A 19,310-nucleotide genomic window follows, 5' to 3' on the forward strand; every position below is an offset into this window, starting at 1 on the left:
ATTCGTGAGCCGTTTGTTGTTTCAAAATTGTTAACAATTTTGTAAGATACGGACGGATAGAACGTCCCGGTGGAGGATGGGCGACAAGACCAGGGACCGCCGGAAAAACACATAGAGGTCATGATGAGTACAGAAATCAAAACTCAGGTCGTGGTACTTGGGGCAGGCCCGGCAGGTTACTCTGCAGCCTTCCGTTGCGCTGATTTAGGTCTGGAAACCGTCATCGTAGAACGCTACAACACCCTCGGTGGTGTATGTCTGAACGTCGGTTGTATCCCTTCTAAAGCGCTGCTGCACGTAGCAAAAGTTATCGAAGAGGCCAAAGCGCTGGCTGAACACGGTATCGTTTTTGGCGAGCCGAAAACCGATATCGACAAGATTCGTACCTGGAAAGAGAAAGTTATCACCCAGCTGACCGGCGGCCTGGCCGGTATGGCGAAAGGCCGTAAGGTCAAAGTGGTTAACGGTCTGGGTAAATTTACCGGGGCAAACACCCTGGAAGTGGAAGGCGAGAACGGCAAAACCGTTATCAACTTCGACAATGCTATCATCGCGGCGGGTTCCCGTCCGATCCAGCTGCCGTTCATCCCGCATGAAGATCCGCGCGTATGGGACTCTACCGACGCCCTGGAGCTGAAAGAAGTGCCTAAGCGTATGCTGGTGATGGGTGGCGGTATTATCGGTCTGGAGATGGGTACCGTTTACCACGCGCTGGGTTCAGAGATCGACGTGGTTGAAATGTTCGACCAGGTTATCCCGGCTGCTGACAAAGATATCGTTAAAGTCTTTACCAAACGCATCAGCAAAAAATTCAACCTGATGCTGGAAACCAAAGTGACCGCCGTTGAAGCGAAAGAAGACGGCATCTATGTTTCCATGGAAGGCAAAAAAGCGCCGGCTGAAGCGCAGCGTTACGACGCGGTGCTGGTGGCTATCGGCCGTGTGCCGAACGGTAAAAACCTCGACGCCGGTAAAGCGGGCGTGGAAGTGGACGATCGCGGCTTTATCCGCGTTGACAAGCAGCTGCGCACCAACGTGCCGCACATCTTCGCTATCGGCGATATCGTCGGTCAGCCGATGCTGGCGCACAAAGGCGTTCACGAAGGTCACGTTGCCGCTGAAGTTATCGCCGGCATGAAACACTACTTCGATCCGAAAGTGATCCCGTCCATCGCCTACACCGAGCCAGAAGTGGCATGGGTGGGTCTGACCGAGAAAGAAGCGAAAGAGAAAGGCATCAGCTACGAAACCGCCACCTTCCCGTGGGCAGCTTCTGGCCGTGCTATCGCTTCCGACTGCGCAGACGGTATGACCAAGCTGATCTTCGACAAAGAGACTCACCGTGTAATCGGTGGGGCGATTGTCGGTACCAACGGCGGCGAGCTGCTGGGTGAAATCGGTCTGGCTATCGAAATGGGTTGCGACGCGGAAGATATCGCGCTGACCATCCACGCACACCCGACTCTGCACGAGTCCGTGGGCCTGGCGGCAGAAGTGTTTGAAGGTAGCATCACCGACCTGCCGAACGCGAAAGCGAAGAAGAAATAAGCGCAGCAGCGTACATTCTCGAAAAAGCGGCCAGTGGCCGCTTTTTTATTGTCCTGAATTTGCCGTTACGGGTAGTAAAATAACCATTATTTAATAAAGGCTATTTATACAACACTTTGTTTCTGAAGAAATAAATCTCAGCATCTTGTCATCCCTTGAAATTAATAACGCATTAAACTAATAGCGTGTTAACTAACTAGTGGGAATAAGATGAAACACCTTTTAAAGACTGCGGCAACGCTCGCTGTACTGGTATCAGGCATCGCCAGCGCCAGCGATTCCGTCATTCCCTGGGCGGCCAACACCGGCCTGCCGGAGAGCAACCATATTGCCGCCATGGGGCAAGATCTGAACGCGCAGCACCAGAACATTACCCGTACGCAGGAAGGCGTTTGGGCTGCCAATACTGGCAGCATTAGTGCTGACGAAGCGACATTAAGCAGCAAGAAACCGGCATTTAAGGGCTATCCTGAGCTGATGCCGCACCAGGGTTAATATCCCACCGCCCGCTTTCATCCGCTGAACGCGGGATAAAAAAACGGTAACCCGGTTACCGTTTTTTATTATCTATTCAGGGGGCGACCCGTTGCCAGTTTTGACCGGTTTCAAAGAGCGCGATCTGCTGCGCTTTGGCTGAAGAATCTGCACCCAGGTTTTGCTGCCAGACCCTGTCATCCTGATTAATCATAAAGCTCATTACCCCCGTCTGACCGTAACTGACCGGCCAGGCGATCATCGCGAAGCCTGTTTTGTCGGGAAGGATGCGGAAATGGTAGCCATGATAACCAGCGCCCGGCTCCGGGGGGCTGAATGCCGGCCCCAGGGGGCTGGGCGCTTCGCCAGGGGCGGCGGGCCAGTAAAGGCCATCTTTTGTGCCCGCCGTGCTGACAATCTTTTGCGCATAGCGGTGGTAAAGCGCGTAATAGCTTTGCTGTGCATCCACGTAGGCATGCAGCGCTTCCATGGCCGCCAGCTCGTTACGGCCAATTTCGCGTGTCGCAATCTCCCGCGACGCTCCCTGTAGATCAAACTGCCAGCCCTGCGCTGTTTTCACTACCGGTATTGGAAGTTGCCAGCCGTTGTTGCCCACGACGAGATGGGCGACATCGCCGTTGATATCCGTCTGATGATGCACTTTCCAGTCGCGCAGAAAGCGTTCCACCGCGCCGGGGTCCACCCCTTCCGGCGGCACCACCTCCCGCCAGTTATCGCCGAGCAGCGTGGTGAGGGCGCTTTCATTGTGCTCGCTTATGGCGTGGGCCAGCGCGTCGGTGGCTTGAACCGGGGTAGCGAAATGCTGCGCCGCGGTGGCGAGGGTCGAGACCATCAGCAGTATTGCTCCACCCATCAGTTTGTTTTTCATGGCTATTCCTTAACGATGGCGAAACTCACGGTGCTCAGGATGGCGTTCAGAGATCTGCTCCCTTAACCCGGCGCGGGGCGTCAGGTTAAGGCCGGCGTGCTGTCGACTCTCCAGCCCGCGCCGCTGCTGCGCCTGCCAGTTTGCCGAGCGGCTGTCGTTGCCGCTAAAGGCGTTGGCGCGCAGCGGCTGCTGATAAGGCTGCGCCAGGCGTTGTGTCTGACGATGCTCAGGCTGTGAACGGCGGGTCTGCTGCGCCTGATGGTGTTCAGGCTGCGTCCGGTTTATCCGGTGCGCAGGCGCGCTGTCATAGCCGCGAAAATTATTGCGCGTGGAGATCTGCTTAAGCTGCTGGCCGGAGAGGCGCTGCGAGGCGCTGTGAGGATGCTGAAGCTGCGAAAGCGATTTCCCGGTAGCGTGTTCCACCTGCGCCATCGCCGCCTGACGCTGGCTGTCACGGTTGACCGGCTGATGCGGCGTCGCGCTCAGTCCGCCCGCGGCCTGAGTCTGGTGAAAATGGCTGGCGACCTGCCCGCTGGAGTAAGGGACGCCGTTACGGTAAGCGGGGTTATGCTGCCAGACCATATGGCCGTCCGTACGGTGTTCGCCGGTGATTTTATTGTAGTTATTGACGTTGATATTGATGTTATCGCCGTTGTGCGAGTAGCCATCGTGGTGATGATCGTCATCATGATGATGGTCATCATCATGGTGGTGATGATCATCGTCGTCATCCCAGTCGATACTGCTGAACAGGGCATAGGTGGTCGCTACCCCCAGGCTGTAGCCGAAGCCGCGAACAAAGCTGCTGGTGAACTGTTCGCCCGGCGTTGGCGGCAGGTAGACCGGGGGATAGCTGGCGTTTGGCCAGCTGCCGTAGACGGTGGACGGATTATAGCTGGGCACATAGACCACCTGCGGATCGGCAGGCTCGATTTTAATTACCGTGCCGCTGGCCGGTGCAGTGGTTACCTGCGCGGTGCTATTTTTGGCCGGGGCAGGCTTGTTGACGACCGTGACCGTCTGCTGCGGCGAGGATTTAAGCGCGCCGGTTTGCTGCGCCAGCGCGCGCAACCGCTGTACGGAATCCATCACATCTTTGGGCTGGGCCAGGAAAGCGTCACCCAGATTCTGTACCCACTCGGGATTGCCCCCAAGTAAGGACATCAGCTGCGGGAAGGCGACGAGTGACTTTACGCTGGCGTCCCATGGCTGGCTGGAAACCGCCTGGATCGCGGCGTCGCCCTGCATGTTGGGGTTATCCTGCGACCACTGCGCGGCCTGAATCACGCTGGACGGGTAGGTCGATGCCATCAGGACCTGCGACAGCAACGGGTCGGGATAGAGCGCGACAGGGGCGGTCCACTGGTCGATCTGCGCCGCGCTGTAGGTGGGCGTTACCGCAGGCGCGGGTGGTGTGGTGGTGGCTGGTACGGCGCTCTGTACCGCTGGCGTCGACTCGCTCACGGCTTCGGGCGCACGGCTTTTGACATACAGCACGCCGGAAGCGGCAAAAAGTCCGGCGCTACAGAGCAGAGCAAGAAGGTGGGGCTTAAAGGGCAACTTCATAGATAACTCCAGGGGGAGCAGCGCCGTGAGGCATGTTATGCGGGAGTATTAGGCAAGCGGTTTTTACTTTTTTGACTTTAATGGTGGATCTGTTTCGCCTGTCTGAATAAAGAGTGTGACGGTTTATTACACAAATTATAGGCGGGGGTAATATCTGGCGTCTATAAACCAGGCAGAATGGGGCTATACCATTCTTAACGATTCAGCAAATATTTTAATGTTGCTTTTTTGTAAACGGATTAACACTGTGCAGAAATCCTGCTATGCTGCCCAGCGCGGTATCGGGCATTTACCCTACAAACTGCTGTCTCACAGGAGCGTGAAGAGAACGCCGGCCGCATATGACAATGAGAGCGAGGAGAACCGTCGTGCTAGAAGAATACCGTAAGCACGTAGCAGAACGTGCCGCCGAGGGAATTGTACCCAAACCGTTAGATGCAACCCAAATGGCCGCGCTCGTCGAGCTGCTGAAGAATCCGCCTGCGGGCGAAGAAGCATTCCTGTTAGACCTGTTGATTAACCGAGTTCCACCGGGCGTTGATGAAGCGGCCTACGTCAAAGCCGGTTTCCTTGCTGCGATAGCCAAAGGCGAAGCGACCTCCCCCCTGGTTACCCCTGAGAAAGCGATTGAACTGCTTGGCACCATGCAGGGCGGCTACAACATTCACCCGCTGATTGATGCACTGGACAACGACACGCTGGCACCGATTGCCGTCAAAGCGCTCTCCCACACGCTGCTAATGTTCGATAACTTCTACGATGTGGAAGAGAAAGCCAAAGCGGGCAACGTTTACGCGAAACAGGTTATGCAATCCTGGGCCGATGCGGAGTGGTTCCTGAGCCGTCCTCAGCTTGCCGAAAAAATGACCGTCACCGTCTTTAAGGTGACCGGTGAAACTAACACCGATGACCTCTCTCCGGCGCCGGATGCTTGGTCGCGTCCTGACATCCCGCTGCACGCCCTGGCGATGCTGAAAAACGCCCGCGAAGGCATTGAGCCGGATCAGCCGGGCGTGGTTGGCCCGATCAAGCAGATCGAAGCGTTAGCCCAAAAAGGTTTCCCGCTGGCCTACGTCGGTGACGTGGTGGGTACCGGATCTTCACGTAAGTCCGCCACCAACTCCGTGCTGTGGTTCATGGGTGACGACATTCCGCACGTGCCGAACAAGCGCGGCGGCGGCCTCTGCCTCGGCGGCAAAATTGCGCCAATCTTCTTCAACACCATGGAAGATGCGGGCGCGCTGCCAATTGAAGTGGACGTGAGCAACCTGAACATGGGCGACGTGATTGACGTTTACCCGTATAAAGGCGAAGTGCGCAACCACGAAACCAACGAACTGCTGGCGACCTTTGCGCTGAAAACCGACGTGCTGATTGACGAAGTGCGCGCCGGTGGCCGTATTCCGCTGATTATCGGCCGTGGCCTGACCACCAAAGCGCGTGAAGCGATGGGTCTGCCGCACTCAGACGTTTTCCGTCAGGCGAAAGATGTGGCTGAAAGCAGCCGCGGCTACTCGCTGGCGCAGAAAATGGTGGGCCGCGCCTGCGGCGTAGCCGGTATCCGTCCTGGCGCCTACTGCGAGCCAAAGATGACCTCTGTAGGTTCTCAGGATACCACCGGCCCGATGACCCGTGACGAGCTGAAAGACCTGGCCTGCCTGGGCTTCTCCTCCGATCTGGTGATGCAGTCCTTCTGCCACACTGCGGCCTATCCGAAGCCGGTTGACGTAACCACGCACCACACGCTGCCCGACTTCATTATGAACCGCGGCGGCGTCTCCCTGCGTCCGGGCGATGGCGTAATCCACTCCTGGCTGAACCGCATGCTGCTGCCGGATACCGTCGGTACTGGCGGTGATTCCCATACCCGTTTCCCTATCGGTATCTCTTTCCCGGCGGGCTCCGGCTTGGTGGCGTTTGCCGCTGCCACCGGCGTGATGCCGCTGGATATGCCGGAATCGGTGCTGGTGCGCTTTAAAGGAACCATGCAGCCGGGCATCACTCTGCGCGATCTGGTGCATGCGATCCCGCTGTACGCCATCAAACAGGGTCTGCTGACCGTGGAGAAGAAAGGTAAGAAAAACATCTTCTCGGGCCGCATTCTGGAAATTGAAGGTCTGCCGGATCTGAAAGTTGAGCAGGCGTTCGAGCTGACCGATGCCTCTGCCGAGCGTTCTGCGGCGGGCTGCACCATCAAGCTCAACAAAGAGCCGATTATCGAATATCTGACCTCCAACATCGTGCTGCTGAAGTGGATGATTGCAGAAGGCTACGGCGACCGTCGTACGCTGGAACGCCGTATTCAGGGTATGGAAAAATGGCTGGCGGATCCACAGCTGCTGGAAGCCGATGCCGACGCGGAGTACGCGGCGGTGATCGAGATCGATCTGGCGGATATCAAAGAGCCGATCCTCTGTGCGCCAAACGATCCGGACGACGCGCGTCTGCTCTCTGACGTACAGGGCGAGAAGATTGACGAAGTGTTCATCGGCTCTTGTATGACCAACATCGGCCACTTCCGTGCGGCGGGTAAACTGCTGGATACCCACAAAGGCCAGCTGCCGACCCGTCTGTGGGTGGCGCCGCCAACCCGTATGGATGCGGCTCAGCTGACCGAAGAGGGCTACTACAGCGTATTCGGTAAGAGTGGGGCGCGTATTGAGATCCCAGGCTGCTCCCTGTGCATGGGCAACCAGGCACGCGTGGCGGACGGTGCGACGGTGGTCTCTACCTCGACCCGTAACTTCCCGAACCGTTTAGGTACTGGTGCGAACGTCTATCTGGCTTCTGCGGAGCTGGCGGCGGTTGCGGCGCTGATCGGCAAACTGCCGACGCCGGAAGAGTACCAGACCTTTGTGGCTCAGGTAGATAAGACGGCGGTGGATACCTATCGCTATCTGAACTTCGACCAGCTTTCTCAGTACACCGAGAAGGCGGACGGGGTTATCTTCCAGACGGCGGTGTAAAACCAACCCCTCACCCTGGCCCTCTCCCCAAAGGGGAGAGGGAATACAGCCCCCCTCGCCCCTTTGGGGAGAGGGGCTGGGGGTGTGGGGGATTTTTTATTTTCATTCCTCCCACTTATCCCGCTTTTTTTCTCCCTCTCTGCTGCGATAATTACGCAATAAGCTTTGCAGAGGAAAATGCTATGGATTACGAATTTCTGCGCGACATCACCGGCGTGGTGAAGGTGCGCATGTCGATGGGCCACGAAGTGGTCGGGCACTGGTTCAATGAAGAGGTAAAAGAGAATCTCGCCCTGCTCGATGAGGTGGAACAGGCGGCGCGCACGGTCAAGGGCAGCGAACGTTCATGGCAGCGTGCAGGCCACGAATATACCCTGTGGATGGATGGCGAAGAGGTAATGATACGGGCCAACCAGCTGGATTTCTCGGGGGATGAGATGGAAGAGGGGATGAGCTACTACGATGAGGAGAGCCTGTCGCTATGCGGCGTGGAAGATTTTCTTCAGGTGGTGGAAGCCTATCGAAAATTTGTAGGTCAATCCTGAGCGGATTTACTCATTTCCAGAGCCGGACATCTATGTCCGGCTTTTTTTTATCCTGAATTGCCGTTATTGATTTTTATTAATCATTTTAAAACTGTGATCTGGCGCGTTTGTGATCTAAATTTGATTAAATATAATCTTTGTGATTTTATTTAATCACAGCATAACAACAGGCGGGAAGACCATGAACATCAAGAAGGCTATAGAACGTGTACCCGGCGGCATGATGGTTGTGCCACTGGTGATCGGCGCCATCATCAATACTTTTGCCCCGCAGGCGCTGGAGATCGGCGGGTTCACTACCGCGCTGTTCAAAAACGGCGCGGCGCCGCTGATTGGCGCCTTCCTGCTCTGTATGGGAGCGGGAATTAGCGTGAAGGCCGCACCACAGGCGCTGTTGCAGGGCGGTACGATCACCCTGACCAAACTGCTGATTGCCGTTGCGCTAGGCCTCGGCGTTGAACATCTGTTCGGCGCAGAAGGGATCTTCGGCTTAAGCGGCGTGGCGATCATTGCGGCGATGAGCAACTCGAACGGCGGGCTTTACGCGGCGCTGGTGGGGGAGTTTGGCAACGAGCGTGACGTGGGGGCAATCTCCATTCTCTCTCTGAATGACGGCCCGTTCTTTACGATGATCGCGCTGGGCGCGGCGGGGATGGCGAACATTCCGATTATGGCGCTGGTCGCGGTGCTGGTCCCGCTGGTGGTGGGGATGATCCTTGGTAATCTCGATCCCAACATGCGTGAATTTCTGACCAAAGGCGGCCCGCTGCTGATCCCGTTCTTCGCCTTTGCGCTGGGCGCGGGGATCAACCTTGAAATGCTGCTGCAGGGCGGTCTGGCGGGCATTCTGCTCGGCGTGCTGACCACCTTCGTTGGCGGTTTCTTTAACATTCGCGCCGACCGTCTGGTGGGCGGGAGCGGCATTGCCGGCGCGGCGGCCTCCAGCACCGCGGGGAACGCCGTGGCAACGCCGCTGGCGATTGCCCAGGCCGACCCGTCGCTGGCGACGCCGCTGGCGATTGCCCAGGCCGACCCGTCGCTGGCGGCGGTTGCCGCCGCGGCCGCCCCGCTGATTGCCGCATCGGTAATCACCACCGCGATTCTGACGCCTGTTCTGACCTCGTGGGTCGCGAAAAAGCAGGCCCGTCAGGTCGCTGAGGAGAAAAAAGCATGAAGATGATCGTTATCGCCGACGACTTTACGGGCTCTAACGATACCGGCGTGCAGCTGGCAAAGAAGGGGGCGCGCACGGAGGTGATGCTGACGCCGGAGCAAAAACCTTCCCGCCGCGCCGACGTGCTGGTGATCAATACCGAAAGCCGCGCGCTGCCCGCTGCAAAGGCCGCAAAAGCGGTAGATCAGGCGTTAGCGCCCTGGTGCGAAGGGGAGATGCACCCGCTGGTTTACAAGAAAATCGACTCCACCTTCCGCGGCAATGTTGGCGCTGAAGTGACCGCGGCGATGCGTGCTGCCAGCCGGACGCTGGCGGTTATCGCGGCGGCAATCCCCGCGGCCGGGCGTACTACACGCGACGGATTATGCCTGGTCAACGATACGCCGCTGCTGGAGACCGAATTTGCCAGCGATCCGAAAACGCCGATTCTCTCCTCGCGCATTGCGGAGCTGATCGCGCTGCAGAGCGATATCCCGGTGCATGAAGTGTCGCTTGACGACGTGCGTCGCGGGCAACTCAGCGCGTTACTGAGAGCCTTTGCCACCGAGGGGGAGTGCATGGTGGTGGTCGATGCGGTGGAAGATCGCGATCTCTCGCTGATTGCACAGGCTATTTGTGAACAAGAAACGCTGCCACTGCTGGTCGGCGCTGCCGGACTGGCGAACGCGCTGCCGGTCAGAATGTTCATGCAGGAGAAACAGGAGCTGCCGGTGCTGGTGGTGGCCGGATCGATGAGCGAAGCCACGCGGCGGCAGGTTGAGAAAGCGCTCTGCCAGGCACGCGCCAGCGTTGTGGATATCGATGCTTCGCGTCTGGCCTCAGCGCAGGCCGACCAGGAGATGGCCGCGGTAGTGGAGCAGGCATGCGCGCTGCTCAGCCGCCAGCAGCACACGATTTTACGCACCAGCCGGAGCGCGGACGATCGGCAGATGATCGACGCGCTGTGTACTGAAGCCGGCGTGAGCCGCCAGCAGCTCGGCGAAATGCTCAGCCAGCGCCTCGGGACCATTACGCTGCGCATTATCGAACAGGCGCGTATTGGCGGGCTGTTTCTGACCGGAGGGGATATCGCCACCGCGGTCGCCAGCGCGCTCGGCGCGGAAGGCTATCGCATTCAGAGCGAGGTGGCGCCCTGCATTCCCTGCGGGACGTTTGTGAACAGCGAAATCGACGATCTTCCGGTGATCACCAAAGCAGGCGGATTCGGTTCAGACAGCACCCTTTGTGATGCGCTTTATTTTATTGAGGAGATGTACAGTGGTAACTAAAACAATTGCGATTACGATGGGCGACCCGGCGGGTATTGGTCCGGAAATTATTGTCAAAGCGCTTGGTGAAGATGAGCTTAACGGCGCGCCGCTGGTGGTGGTGGGCTGTCTGCAAACTCTGAAACGTCTGCAGGCTAAAGGGCTGGCGGATGGGATGACGTTCCGCACGATTGACAGGGTCGCAGACGCGCAATTTACGTCGGGCGTGATTCACGTCATCGACGAGCCGCTGGCGCAGCCGGAGGCGCTGGAGCCAGGTAAAGTGCAGGCCCAGGCGGGCGATCTGGCCTACCGCTGCGTAAAACGGGCGACGGAGCTGGCGATGAAAGGCGACGTACACGCCATCGCCACCGCGCCGCTGAATAAAGAAGCGCTGCATCTGGCGGGACACAATTACCCGGGCCATACCGAACTGCTGGCGACCCTGACCGAAAGCCGCGACTACGCCATGGTGCTCTACACCGACAAGCTGAAGGTGATTCACGTCTCGACCCATATTGCGTTGCGCAAATTCCTCGACACCTTAAACGGACAACGCGTGGAGACGGTCATCAACATTGCGGATCGCTTCCTGAAACGCGTCGGCTTCGCCCAACCGCGCATCGCCGTTGCCGGGGTTAACCCCCATGCAGGTGAAAATGGTCTGTTTGGTGATGAAGAGATTCGCATCGTGTCGCCAGCCATCGAAAATATGAAGGCGAAGGGGCTGGACGTTTACGGTCCCTGCCCGCCGGATACCGTATTTTTACAGGCGTACGAAGGACAATATGACATGGTGGTGGCGATGTACCACGATCAGGGGCATATACCGCTCAAACTGCTCGGCTTCTACGACGGGGTGAATATCACCGCCGGTCTGCCGTTTATCCGCACCTCTGCCGATCATGGAACCGCGTTTGATATCGCCTGGACGGGAAAAGCAAAATCTGAGAGCATGGCCGTATCGATTAAACTGGCAATGCAACTGGCGTAATTTCCTGTTATGAAAGGACAACACCGTCTGGATAAGATTGTGGCGTATTTGAAAAATCATACGCTGGTGACCGTGGAACAGCTGGTGGATGCGGTAGAAGCATCGCCGGCGACGATCCGACGCGATCTGATCAAGCTGGATGAGCAGGGCGTGATCAGCCGCAGCCACGGCGGTGTTGCCCTGCGACGCTTTGAGCCTGCTCAGCCTACGACCAATGAAAAGCAACTCCGATCGCCTGCGGAAAAGCGGGCGATTGCGCGTTTTGCCGCCTCGATGGTGCAGGCGGGCGACGCGGTGGTGCTGGACGCCGGCACCACCATGCTGGAGCTGGCAAAATGCCTGACCCATCTGCCGCTCAGGGTGATTACTGTCGATCTGCATATTGCCCTGTTTTTATCCGAGTTCCGTCAGATAGAAGTGACCATTGTCGGTGGCCGCATCGATGACAGCAGCCAGTCCTGCATTGGCGAATTTGGCCGCAAAATGCTGCGAAGCGTCTACCCTGATATCGCTTTTATGAGCTGTAACACCTGGAGTCTGGAAAAGGGGGTAACGACCCCGACGGAAGAAAAGGCGGGACTGAAGCAGGAGATTATCGCCAATGCCCGGCGCAAGATCTTACTGGCCGACAGCAGCAAATATGGCGCCCATTCGCTATTCAATGTTGCGCCGTTGAGTCGCTTCACCGACGTGGTGACCGATGTGAGTTTGCCTCTTCCCGTTCAGGCTGAGCTGAAAGCGCATTCCGTTGCCCTTACGCTGGTACAGCCTGAACTTTAGTATCGTCAGACGATACGCCGTTACACGGCCGGAATATTGCGGCCGTAGTAGATTTCGCGCATCTCTCTCCAGAGCTGATCGGTAATGCTCTTGCGCTCTTCGGCCGTTAATTCCTCCGGCCGGGTATGGAACATGTAGTGCTTTAAGTCGAATTCTTTAAGCAACATCTTGGTATGAAAGATGTTTTCCTGATAAACGTTCACATCCACCATGTCATACAGCGACTTCATATCGTCAGACATAAAGTTCTGAATCGAATTGATCTCATGATCGATAAAATGTTTCATGCCATTGATGTCACGCGTAAAGCCGCGCACGCGATAGTCAATGGTGACAATATCGGATTCAAGCTGGTGGATAAGATAATTCAGCGCCTTGAGAGGCGAAATCACGCCGCAGGTGGAGACTTCGATATCGGCACGGAAGGTGCACAGCCCGCCTTCCGGGTGGCTTTCCGGATAGGTATGGACGCAGATATGGCTTTTATCGAGGTGCGCCACCACCGTCTCCGGCAGTGGGCCCGGGTGTTCGGTTTTGTCGATAAGTTTAGGATCGACCGGCTCCTCGCTCACCAGTATGGTGACGCTGGCGCCCTGGGGTTCATAATCCTGCCGCGCGATATTAAGGATATTGGCGCCGATGATGGAGCAGGTCTCTGACAGGATCTCGGTCAGACGGTTGGCGTTGTACAGTTCATCGATATAGGCGATATAACCATCGCGCTCTTCTGCCGTTTTGGCGTAACAGATATCGTAAATACAAAAACTCAGGCTCTTGGTCAGGTTGTTAAAGCCATGCAGTTTCAGCTTTTTCAATTTAGTCCACCTCCTTAGATGAGAGGGCGTCTTGCAGGTATTGAGGTAAGGCAAAGGCTGCCGTGTGGATTGCCGGGTTGTAGTAGCGGCATTTCAGACCGGCCTGATGGAAGCGGGCCTGAAGCAGCTCCGTCGACAGGTTGCGTAACGCTTCGTTATCGGTCGCCCAGGCGAAAGTCATGATCCCGCCATAGTAGGTGGGGATCGCCGCCTGGTAAAAGCTGACGTCGGCGAAGTAGCGGCTAAGCTTGCGGTGGCTGTCGATCGCTTCGTCCTGCTGGAGGAAGCAGACGCCGTTCTGCGCGACAAAGATCCCGCCCGGATTGAGGCAGCGCTTGCAGCCTTCGTAGAAGGCGGAGGTGAAGAGACTCTCGCCGGGACCAACAGGATCGGTGCAGTCGGAAATGATCACGTCAAAGGTTTGCGCGGTCTGGTTAACAAAATTGACGCCATCGTCAATGACCAGCGTAAAGCGCGGATCGTCATAGCTGCCCGCATTGTGATTCGGCAGATACTGACGGCAGAACGAGACGACCCCTTCGTCAATCTCCACCATGGTGATGCGCTCCACCGATTTATGACGGCTCACTTCGCGCAGCATGGCGCCGTCACCGCCGCCGATAATCAGCACATGCTTCGCCTGGCCATGCGCCATCAGCGGCACGTGGGTCATCATCTCATGATAGATAAATTCGTCGCGCTCGGTGGTTTGCACTACGCCATCAAGCGCCATCACCCGGCCAAAGGCGCTATTTTCGAAAATGATCAGATCCTGATGGTCGGTCTTTTCGTGATACAGCACGTTATCAACGGTAAAGTACTGTCCAAACTGGTCATGCAGCGTCTCATGCCACATCTCTTTTTCATTCACTGGCTGAACCCTCCTTCGTTAACATCCGTTATGCCCATGTTAAACAGGCGTAACATGATAGCCAACAGCCGCCGCGCATGCACGGCCATCATTTCAACAGAGGGGCGTCGGGAAGGTTATTTGACGTAGGCGAGCAGGCTAAGTGAGTCTCGGGCCAGCGCTTTGCATTTCTTTGCAACAGGAATGCCGATACCGCTTAAATCGCGATAGCTATCTTCACCGAGCGCCTTCATATCGAAGCTGTCGTAATTGCTGAGATCCCATTGATTTTGTTGGGCAAAAAAGACCAGCGCACGGCGGATCTGCCCGTTTGGCAGGTTCTGGTAGCCGCAGTCATTTTTCAGAAAAACGAAAACTGCCGTTAAATCGGCCATATCTTCCGCTTCATTTTCACTCAGCGCGTAACTGTTCGCACACATCGCCATCAGGCTGCTGAACAATATTGTCCTGAAAAAGATCTTCATTGCTTCTACCACTACATTACGGAAATTTAACGTTAGCATACCTCTGCCCCTTCGACGATCTTTATTATTGCTACTTCGCTTGACCTTCCGGTTAGGGGAGGGTTTAAGCTCAAAAGATCGCCGCTGGAAATAAGGAAATGAACATGCAACGTCGTGATTTTTTGAAATATTCCGCCGCGCTGGGTGTGGCCAGCGCGCTTCCGCTCTGGAGTCGCGCCGCGTTTGCCGCCGACCGACCCGCGCTGCCGATCCCCGATCTGCTGACTGCCGATGTGAAGAACAGCATAAAACTGGTGGTTCAGGCCGGGAAATCGACCTTCGGATCACATACCGCCACCACCTGGGGCTACAACGGCCGCCTGCTCGGTCCGGCAATTCAGCTTCACCGGGGTAAGGCGGTGACGGTCAATATTCATAACGCGCTGCCTGAAGAGACAACGGTGCACTGGCATGGGCTGGAGGTGCCAGGAGAGGTGGATGGCGGACCGCAGGGGATCATCAGGGCGGGCGGTACGCGCACCGTGACCTTTACCCCTGACCAGCGGGCAGCCACCTGCTGGTTTCACCCCCATCAGCATGGCAAAACCGGTCATCAGGTGGCGATGGGGCTGGCGGGGCTGGTACTGATCGAAGATGACGAAAGCCGTCTGCTGCGCCTGCCCGCACAGTGGGGGATCGACGATGTGCCGGTCATTATGCAGGACAAAAAGTTTACCGCCGACGGGCAGATCGACTATCAGCTGGATGTGATGAGCGCGGCGGTAGGCTGGTTTGGCGACACGCTGCTGACCAACGGCGCCATCTACCCCCAGCACGCGGCGCCTAAGGGCTGGCTGCGCCTGCGCCTGCTTAACGGCTGTAACGCCCGTTCGCTGAATATCGCCACCAGCGATGGCCGCCCCATGTATGTCGTCGCCAGCGACGGCGGGCTGCTGGCGGAGCCGGTGAAGGTAAGCGAGCTACCGATGCTGATGGGCGAGCGGTTTGAGGTGCTGGTAGAGACCCGCGACGGCAAGCCGTTCGATATCGTCACGCTGCCGGTGAACCAGATGGGCATGGCGGTTGCGCCGTTTGATAAATCGTATCCGGTACTGCGCATCCAGCCGCTGCTGGTTAACGCCTCCGGCACGCTGCCGGATACGCTGACAACCCTGCCTGCGCTGCCATCGCTGGAGGGGTTAACCCAGCGTAAACTGCAGCTCGCGATGGACCCGATGCTCGATATGATGGGGATGCAGGCGCTGATGCAAAAATATGGCGACCAGGCAATGACCGGGATGCATCATGGTGGCGGCCATATGAAGATGAATCATGGCGGCATGGGCAATATGCACCATGGCGGGCATGGTTTTGACTTCCACAACGCCAATACCATCAACGGCCAGGCCTTCAATATGGATAAACCGATGTTCGCCGCCGCGAAAGGGCAGCCGGAGCGCTGGGTGATTTCGGGTGTTGGCGACATGATGCTGCATCCGTTCCATATTCACGGCACTCAGTTCCGCATTCTCTCTGAAAACGGGAAAGCGCCGGAGGCGCATCGTGCGGGCTGGAAAGATACGGTAAGAGTGGAAGGCGGCGTCAGCGAGGTGCTGGTGAAATTTGACCACGACGCGCCGAAGGAGCACGCCTATATGGCCCACTGCCATCTGCTGGAGCACGAAGATACGGGAATGATGCTCGGTTTTACCGTATAAAAAAGCCGGGTGGCGGCTTCGCCTGACCCGGCCTGGATATGGCACTTATAGGCCCGGTACGCGTAGCGCCACCGGGCTTTTCAGTTACTTGTTTTCGTCCGGCAGAGCATAAGCAACGATGTAGTCGCCCATCTTCGTACCAAACGAACCGTGACCACCCGCGGAGATAACAACGTACTGCTTGCCATTCACCTCATAGGTCATCGGAGTTGCCTGTCCACCCGCCGGCAGACGGCCTTCCCACAGTTTTTCCCCGTTGCTCATGTTATATGCGCGCAGGTAGTTATCTGCGGTGGCGGCAATGAACAGGACGTTACCGGCCGTGGAGATCGGACCGCCCAGCATCGGCATACCCAGGTTGAACGGTACCTTGAACGGCATCGGGAACGGCAGGCTATCCTGCGGCGTACCGATACGTTTCTTCCAGACCACCTCGTTGGTTTTCAGATCCAGCGCGGAGATATAGCCCCAGGCAGGCTGTTTACATGGCAGACCAAACGGTGAAAGGAACGGGTTCAGCGTGACGCCGAAAGGTACGCCATACTGCGGCTGAATGCCCGCTTCTGTACCGGTGCCTTTAGCATCCTTCGGCTGCTCCATCGGGTTACCCGGGCCGCGTGGAATCAGCTTCGAGACAAACGGCAGCGCCATCGGGTTGGCAATCGCCACCTGACGGTTCGGGTCAACGGAGATCCCACCCCATTCGAACATCCCCAGGTTACCCGGGAAGACCAGCGTGCCCTGTTCAGACGGCGGTGTGAAGATACCTTCATAACGCATCTGATGGAACATCACGCGGCAGACCAGCTGGTCGAACATCGTGGCGCCCCACATGTCCGCTCCGCTCAGATCTTTCTTCGGACGGAAGCTCAGGTCGGAGAACGGCTGGGTTTTGGTGACGTAATCGCCTTCCGCCGCACCCTGCGGAACCGGTTTTTCCGGCGCCGGCACGACCAGCTCGCCGTTACGACGATCCAGCACGAAGATGTTACCGGTTTTAGCCGGGGCGTAGATAACCGGTACGGTTTTGCCGTTAACGGTAATATCGGCCAGCGTCGGCTGGGACGGCATATCCATATCCCACAGATCGTGGTGAACGGTCTGGTAACTCCATGCCAGTTTACCGGTGGTGGCGTTCAGCGCCAGGATTGAACTGGCATAACGCTCCTGTTCCGGCGTACGGTGGCCGCCCCAGATATCCGGCGTGCTTACGCCCATCGGCAGGTAGACCAGATCCAGCTTCGCGTCATAGGCGGCTGGCGCCCAGGAGTTAGGCGAGTTGAAGGAGAAGGTATGTTCATCCGACGGAATGGCGTTCGGATCTTTGGCACCCGGATCGAAGGCCCACAGCAGCTTACCGGTGTTAACGTCAAAGCCGCGGATAACGCCGGAGGTTTCACGGGTAGAGAAGTTATCGGTCACGGAACCGGCAATCACAATCACTTTATCCGTGATAACTGGCGGTGAAGTCGGCTCGTAGAGACCCGGAGTAGTATCCGGCATGTTGGTCTGCAGGTTCAGAATGCCTTTGTTGGCAAAGCTTTCGCACAGTTTACCGGTGTCGGCATTCAGGGCGAACAGGCGACCATCGTTGACCGGCAGGATGATACGGCGCGGGCAATCTGCGACCGATTCCGGGCTGGCGTTGTCGGCGGTCGCTTCATGATAAGAGACGCCACGGCAGGTCACATGCTGGAACGACGGAGTAGAGTTCAGCTGCGGATCAAAGTGCCATTTCTCTTTACCGGTTGCCGCGTCAAGCGCGAAGAGACGCTGGTGAGCGCTGCAAAGGTAGAGCATGTTGCCCACTTTGATCGGCGTGACTTCGTTGGTGACCTCACCCGAATCGTTCTCTTTTTTCAGATCGCCGGTACGGAATACCCAGGCTTCTTTCAGCTTGTGTACGTTATCAGCGTTAATCTGCTTCAGCGGGGAGTAGCGTTGCCCCTCCTGGTTACGACCGTAAGCCGGCCAGTCGCTGTCGGCAACCTGGGAGATCGGTGCCGCAGGCGTCGCGTCGGCGCGGAGCGTGCCGTTCACTTCCTGCGGATCGTTAAACCCGGCCCAGGTGAGGATACCGCCGCTGATCAGCAGTACCACCAGCAGAGCGGCAACCGCGCCGCTGGAAGGCACAATCAGGCGACGCCATACGAAGGGCAGGATCAGCCAGATGCCGAAAAAGACCAGGATATCGCTGCGTGGGGTTAAAGCCCAGAAGTCGAAGCCGACTTCCCAGACGCCCCAGATCATGGTGGCGAGAAGCATTGCTGCATAGAGCCACAGCGCCGAACGTTTGCTACGCCAGAGCAGGACCGCCACGCCAAGCATGACCAGACCCGCGATAGGGTAGTACCAGGAACCGCCAATTGCAGCCAGCCATACACCGCCGATTAACAGATATAGTCCGCAAAGTGCCGCGAACAGCGCTGTTAAGGTTACCAGCAGGCGTGGCTGACGAGTGTTTATTTCTGCCATAGAAAAGTACTCTTCAGTTTTGTTAAATTTTTATTCCCAATTAATTATAGGTATTAACAAGTGTGATAGAAATCACAAATTTTGCTTTTTAAAGCATATGCCCCAGGAAAATCAGAATGCTGGTATACTGCTGCCCTTGTGAATCAATGCCGGACGCAGAACCGTTGGCGTTGAAATATTTAGTTTTAAATCATATGGTTATAAATATGAAACATACAGTTGAAGTGATGATCCCCGAAGCGGAGATCAAAGCGCGAATTGCCGAACTGGGGCGCGAGATCACAGCGCGTTACAAGGAGAGCGGTAGCGAAATGGTGCTGGTGGGGCTGTTACGCGGTTCTTTCATGTTTATGGCAGACCTGTGCCGTGAGGTTCAGGTCTCCCATGAAGTCGATTTTATGACCGCCTCCAGCTACGGCAGCGGCATGTCCACCACCCGCGATGTGAAAATCCTCAAGGATCTGGATGAGGATATCCGCGGCAAGGATGTGCTGATCGTCGAGGACATCATCGACTCCGGCAATACGCTTTCAAAAGTGCGCGAAATCCTCAGCCTGCGCGAGCCGAAGTCTCTGGCTATCTGTACGCTGCTGGATAAACCTTCCCGTCGTGAAGTGGAGGTGCCGGTGGAGTTTGTCGGCTTCTCGATTCCGGATGAGTTTGTCGTGGGTTACGGCATCGACTATGCGCAGCGCTACCGTCATCTGCCCTATGTGGGCAAAGTGGTGCTTTTGGACGAGTAACATCTGTCTGTCGCCCGGTGGCGCAGCGCTTACCGGGCGTGTGGCTCAGAATGCAGGCCGGG

General features: G+C 57.0%; 16 protein-coding genes. 10 read left to right on the forward strand and 6 right to left on the reverse strand.

Annotation, left to right across the window (positions count from 1 at the left end):
• Positions 1-123 precede the first annotated feature (123 nt).
• Both lpdA and BN3796_RS08910 read left to right on the forward strand, forming a co-directional pair.
• The gene (lpdA, locus tag BN3796_RS08905; RefSeq protein WP_061708828.1) at positions 124-1,548 is read left to right on the forward strand and encodes a dihydrolipoyl dehydrogenase; all 1,425 of its coding nucleotides are present in this window, start codon (positions 124-126) and stop codon (positions 1,546-1,548) included.
• A gap of 210 nt (positions 1,549-1,758) precedes the next feature.
• Positions 1,759-2,043 carry a hypothetical protein gene (locus BN3796_RS08910; protein WP_061708008.1) on the forward strand — a complete coding sequence of 95 codons (285 nt, stop codon included), beginning with the start codon at positions 1,759-1,761 and terminating at the stop codon, positions 2,041-2,043.
• 76 nt (positions 2,044-2,119) lie between these two features.
• On the opposite strand, the gene BN3796_RS08915 is transcribed toward BN3796_RS08910, so the two are convergent.
• Positions 2,120-2,911: a DUF2950 family protein gene (locus BN3796_RS08915; RefSeq protein WP_061708009.1), complete on the reverse strand. Its 792-nt coding sequence runs from the start codon at positions 2,909-2,911 to the stop codon at positions 2,120-2,122.
• Between the two features lie 9 nt (positions 2,912-2,920).
• Positions 2,921-4,477 (reverse strand): DUF3300 domain-containing protein, encoded by a 1,557-nt coding sequence (locus BN3796_RS08920; protein WP_061708010.1) that lies wholly within the window; start codon positions 4,475-4,477, stop codon positions 2,921-2,923.
• A gap of 368 nt (positions 4,478-4,845) precedes the next feature.
• On the opposite strand from BN3796_RS08920, the gene acnB reads away from it, so the two are divergent.
• The 6 genes from acnB to BN3796_RS08950 all read left to right on the forward strand — a co-directional run bounded on the left by acnB (position 4,846) and on the right by BN3796_RS08950 (position 12,183).
• Positions 4,846-7,443: a bifunctional aconitate hydratase 2/2-methylisocitrate dehydratase gene (acnB, locus tag BN3796_RS08925; protein WP_061708011.1), complete on the forward strand. Its 2,598-nt coding sequence runs from the start codon at positions 4,846-4,848 to the stop codon at positions 7,441-7,443.
• Positions 7,444-7,625: 182 nt separating this feature from the next.
• The gene (yacL, locus tag BN3796_RS08930) at positions 7,626-7,988 is read left to right on the forward strand and encodes a protein YacL (protein WP_061708012.1); all 363 of its coding nucleotides are present in this window, start codon (positions 7,626-7,628) and stop codon (positions 7,986-7,988) included.
• Between the two features lie 181 nt (positions 7,989-8,169).
• Positions 8,170-9,162: a 2-keto-3-deoxygluconate permease 1 gene (locus tag BN3796_RS08935; RefSeq protein WP_061708013.1), complete on the forward strand. Its 993-nt coding sequence runs from the start codon at positions 8,170-8,172 to the stop codon at positions 9,160-9,162.
• Positions 9,159-10,430, forward strand: a complete 1,272-nt coding sequence (dtnK, locus tag BN3796_RS08940) for a D-threonate kinase (protein WP_061708014.1) — start codon at positions 9,159-9,161, stop codon at positions 10,428-10,430. Before BN3796_RS08935 ends, dtnK begins: the two co-directional genes overlap by 4 nt.
• A complete protein-coding gene (locus BN3796_RS08945) occupies positions 10,420-11,403 on the forward strand; it encodes a D-threonate 4-phosphate dehydrogenase (protein ID WP_081430648.1) in 984 nt (327 codons plus the stop codon). Before dtnK ends, BN3796_RS08945 begins: the two co-directional genes overlap by 11 nt.
• 9 nt (positions 11,404-11,412) lie before the next feature.
• Positions 11,413-12,183, forward strand: a complete 771-nt coding sequence (locus BN3796_RS08950) for a DeoR/GlpR family DNA-binding transcription regulator (protein WP_061708016.1) — start codon at positions 11,413-11,415, stop codon at positions 12,181-12,183.
• Between the two features lie 20 nt (positions 12,184-12,203).
• Here the strand turns inward: BN3796_RS08950 and speD are convergent, their stop codons facing one another.
• The 3 genes from speD to BN3796_RS08965 form a co-directional block, all read right to left on the reverse strand.
• Positions 12,204-12,998: an adenosylmethionine decarboxylase gene (speD, locus tag BN3796_RS08955; protein WP_061708017.1), complete on the reverse strand. Its 795-nt coding sequence runs from the start codon at positions 12,996-12,998 to the stop codon at positions 12,204-12,206.
• A 1-nt stretch (position 12,999) separates the two neighbouring features.
• Entirely contained in the window at positions 13,000-13,854 is an 855-nt protein-coding gene (gene speE / locus BN3796_RS08960; protein WP_407681204.1) for a polyamine aminopropyltransferase, read from the reverse strand.
• Between the two features lie 131 nt (positions 13,855-13,985).
• Positions 13,986-14,333, reverse strand: a complete 348-nt coding sequence (locus BN3796_RS08965; protein WP_061708019.1) for a YacC family pilotin-like protein — start codon at positions 14,331-14,333, stop codon at positions 13,986-13,988.
• 143 nt (positions 14,334-14,476) lie between these two features.
• Here BN3796_RS08965 and cueO point away from each other — a divergent pair, with 143 nt between their 5' ends.
• Positions 14,477-16,030 carry a multicopper oxidase CueO gene (gene cueO, locus BN3796_RS08970; protein ID WP_061708020.1) on the forward strand — a complete coding sequence of 518 codons (1,554 nt, stop codon included), beginning with the start codon at positions 14,477-14,479 and terminating at the stop codon, positions 16,028-16,030.
• Positions 16,031-16,114: 84 nt separating this feature from the next.
• Here the strand turns inward: cueO and BN3796_RS08975 are convergent, their stop codons facing one another.
• Positions 16,115-18,505 carry a glucose/quinate/shikimate family membrane-bound PQQ-dependent dehydrogenase gene (locus BN3796_RS08975; protein ID WP_061708021.1) on the reverse strand — a complete coding sequence of 797 codons (2,391 nt, stop codon included), beginning with the start codon at positions 18,503-18,505 and terminating at the stop codon, positions 16,115-16,117.
• Positions 18,506-18,711: 206 nt separating this feature from the next.
• On the opposite strand from BN3796_RS08975, the gene hpt reads away from it, so the two are divergent.
• The gene (hpt, locus tag BN3796_RS08980) at positions 18,712-19,248 is read left to right on the forward strand and encodes a hypoxanthine phosphoribosyltransferase (protein ID WP_061708022.1); all 537 of its coding nucleotides are present in this window, start codon (positions 18,712-18,714) and stop codon (positions 19,246-19,248) included.
• Positions 19,249-19,310: the final 62 nt, after the last annotated feature.

Origin of the sequence: Pseudenterobacter timonensis, assembly GCF_900021175.1 — a bacterium.
In the GTDB taxonomy this organism is placed as follows: Bacteria; Pseudomonadota; Gammaproteobacteria; order Enterobacterales; family Enterobacteriaceae; genus Enterobacter; species Enterobacter timonensis.

What these genes read in the sequence shown, in the direction of transcription:
- lpdA (WP_061708828.1), top strand. Translation starts at nt 124, where the DNA reads ATGAGTACAGAAATCAAAACTCAGGTCGTGGTACTTGGGGCAGGCCCG.
- BN3796_RS08910 (WP_061708008.1), top strand. Translation starts at nt 1,759, where the DNA reads ATGAAACACCTTTTAAAGACTGCGGCAACGCTCGCTGTACTGGTATCA.
- BN3796_RS08915 (WP_061708009.1), bottom strand. Translation starts at nt 2,911, where the DNA reads ATGAAAAACAAACTGATGGGTGGAGCAATACTGCTGATGGTCTCGACC.
- BN3796_RS08920 (WP_061708010.1), bottom strand. Translation starts at nt 4,477, where the DNA reads ATGAAGTTGCCCTTTAAGCCCCACCTTCTTGCTCTGCTCTGTAGCGCC.
- yacL (WP_061708012.1), top strand. Translation starts at nt 7,626, where the DNA reads ATGGATTACGAATTTCTGCGCGACATCACCGGCGTGGTGAAGGTGCGC.
- BN3796_RS08935 (WP_061708013.1), top strand. Translation starts at nt 8,170, where the DNA reads ATGAACATCAAGAAGGCTATAGAACGTGTACCCGGCGGCATGATGGTT.
- dtnK (WP_061708014.1), top strand. Translation starts at nt 9,159, where the DNA reads ATGAAGATGATCGTTATCGCCGACGACTTTACGGGCTCTAACGATACC.
- BN3796_RS08950 (WP_061708016.1), top strand. Translation starts at nt 11,413, where the DNA reads ATGAAAGGACAACACCGTCTGGATAAGATTGTGGCGTATTTGAAAAAT.
- speE (WP_407681204.1), bottom strand. Translation starts at nt 13,854, where the DNA reads ATGTGGCATGAGACGCTGCATGACCAGTTTGGACAGTACTTTACCGTT.
- BN3796_RS08965 (WP_061708019.1), bottom strand. Translation starts at nt 14,333, where the DNA reads ATGAAGATCTTTTTCAGGACAATATTGTTCAGCAGCCTGATGGCGATG.
- cueO (WP_061708020.1), top strand. Translation starts at nt 14,477, where the DNA reads ATGCAACGTCGTGATTTTTTGAAATATTCCGCCGCGCTGGGTGTGGCC.
- BN3796_RS08975 (WP_061708021.1), bottom strand. Translation starts at nt 18,505, where the DNA reads ATGGCAGAAATAAACACTCGTCAGCCACGCCTGCTGGTAACCTTAACA.
- hpt (WP_061708022.1), top strand. Translation starts at nt 18,712, where the DNA reads ATGAAACATACAGTTGAAGTGATGATCCCCGAAGCGGAGATCAAAGCG.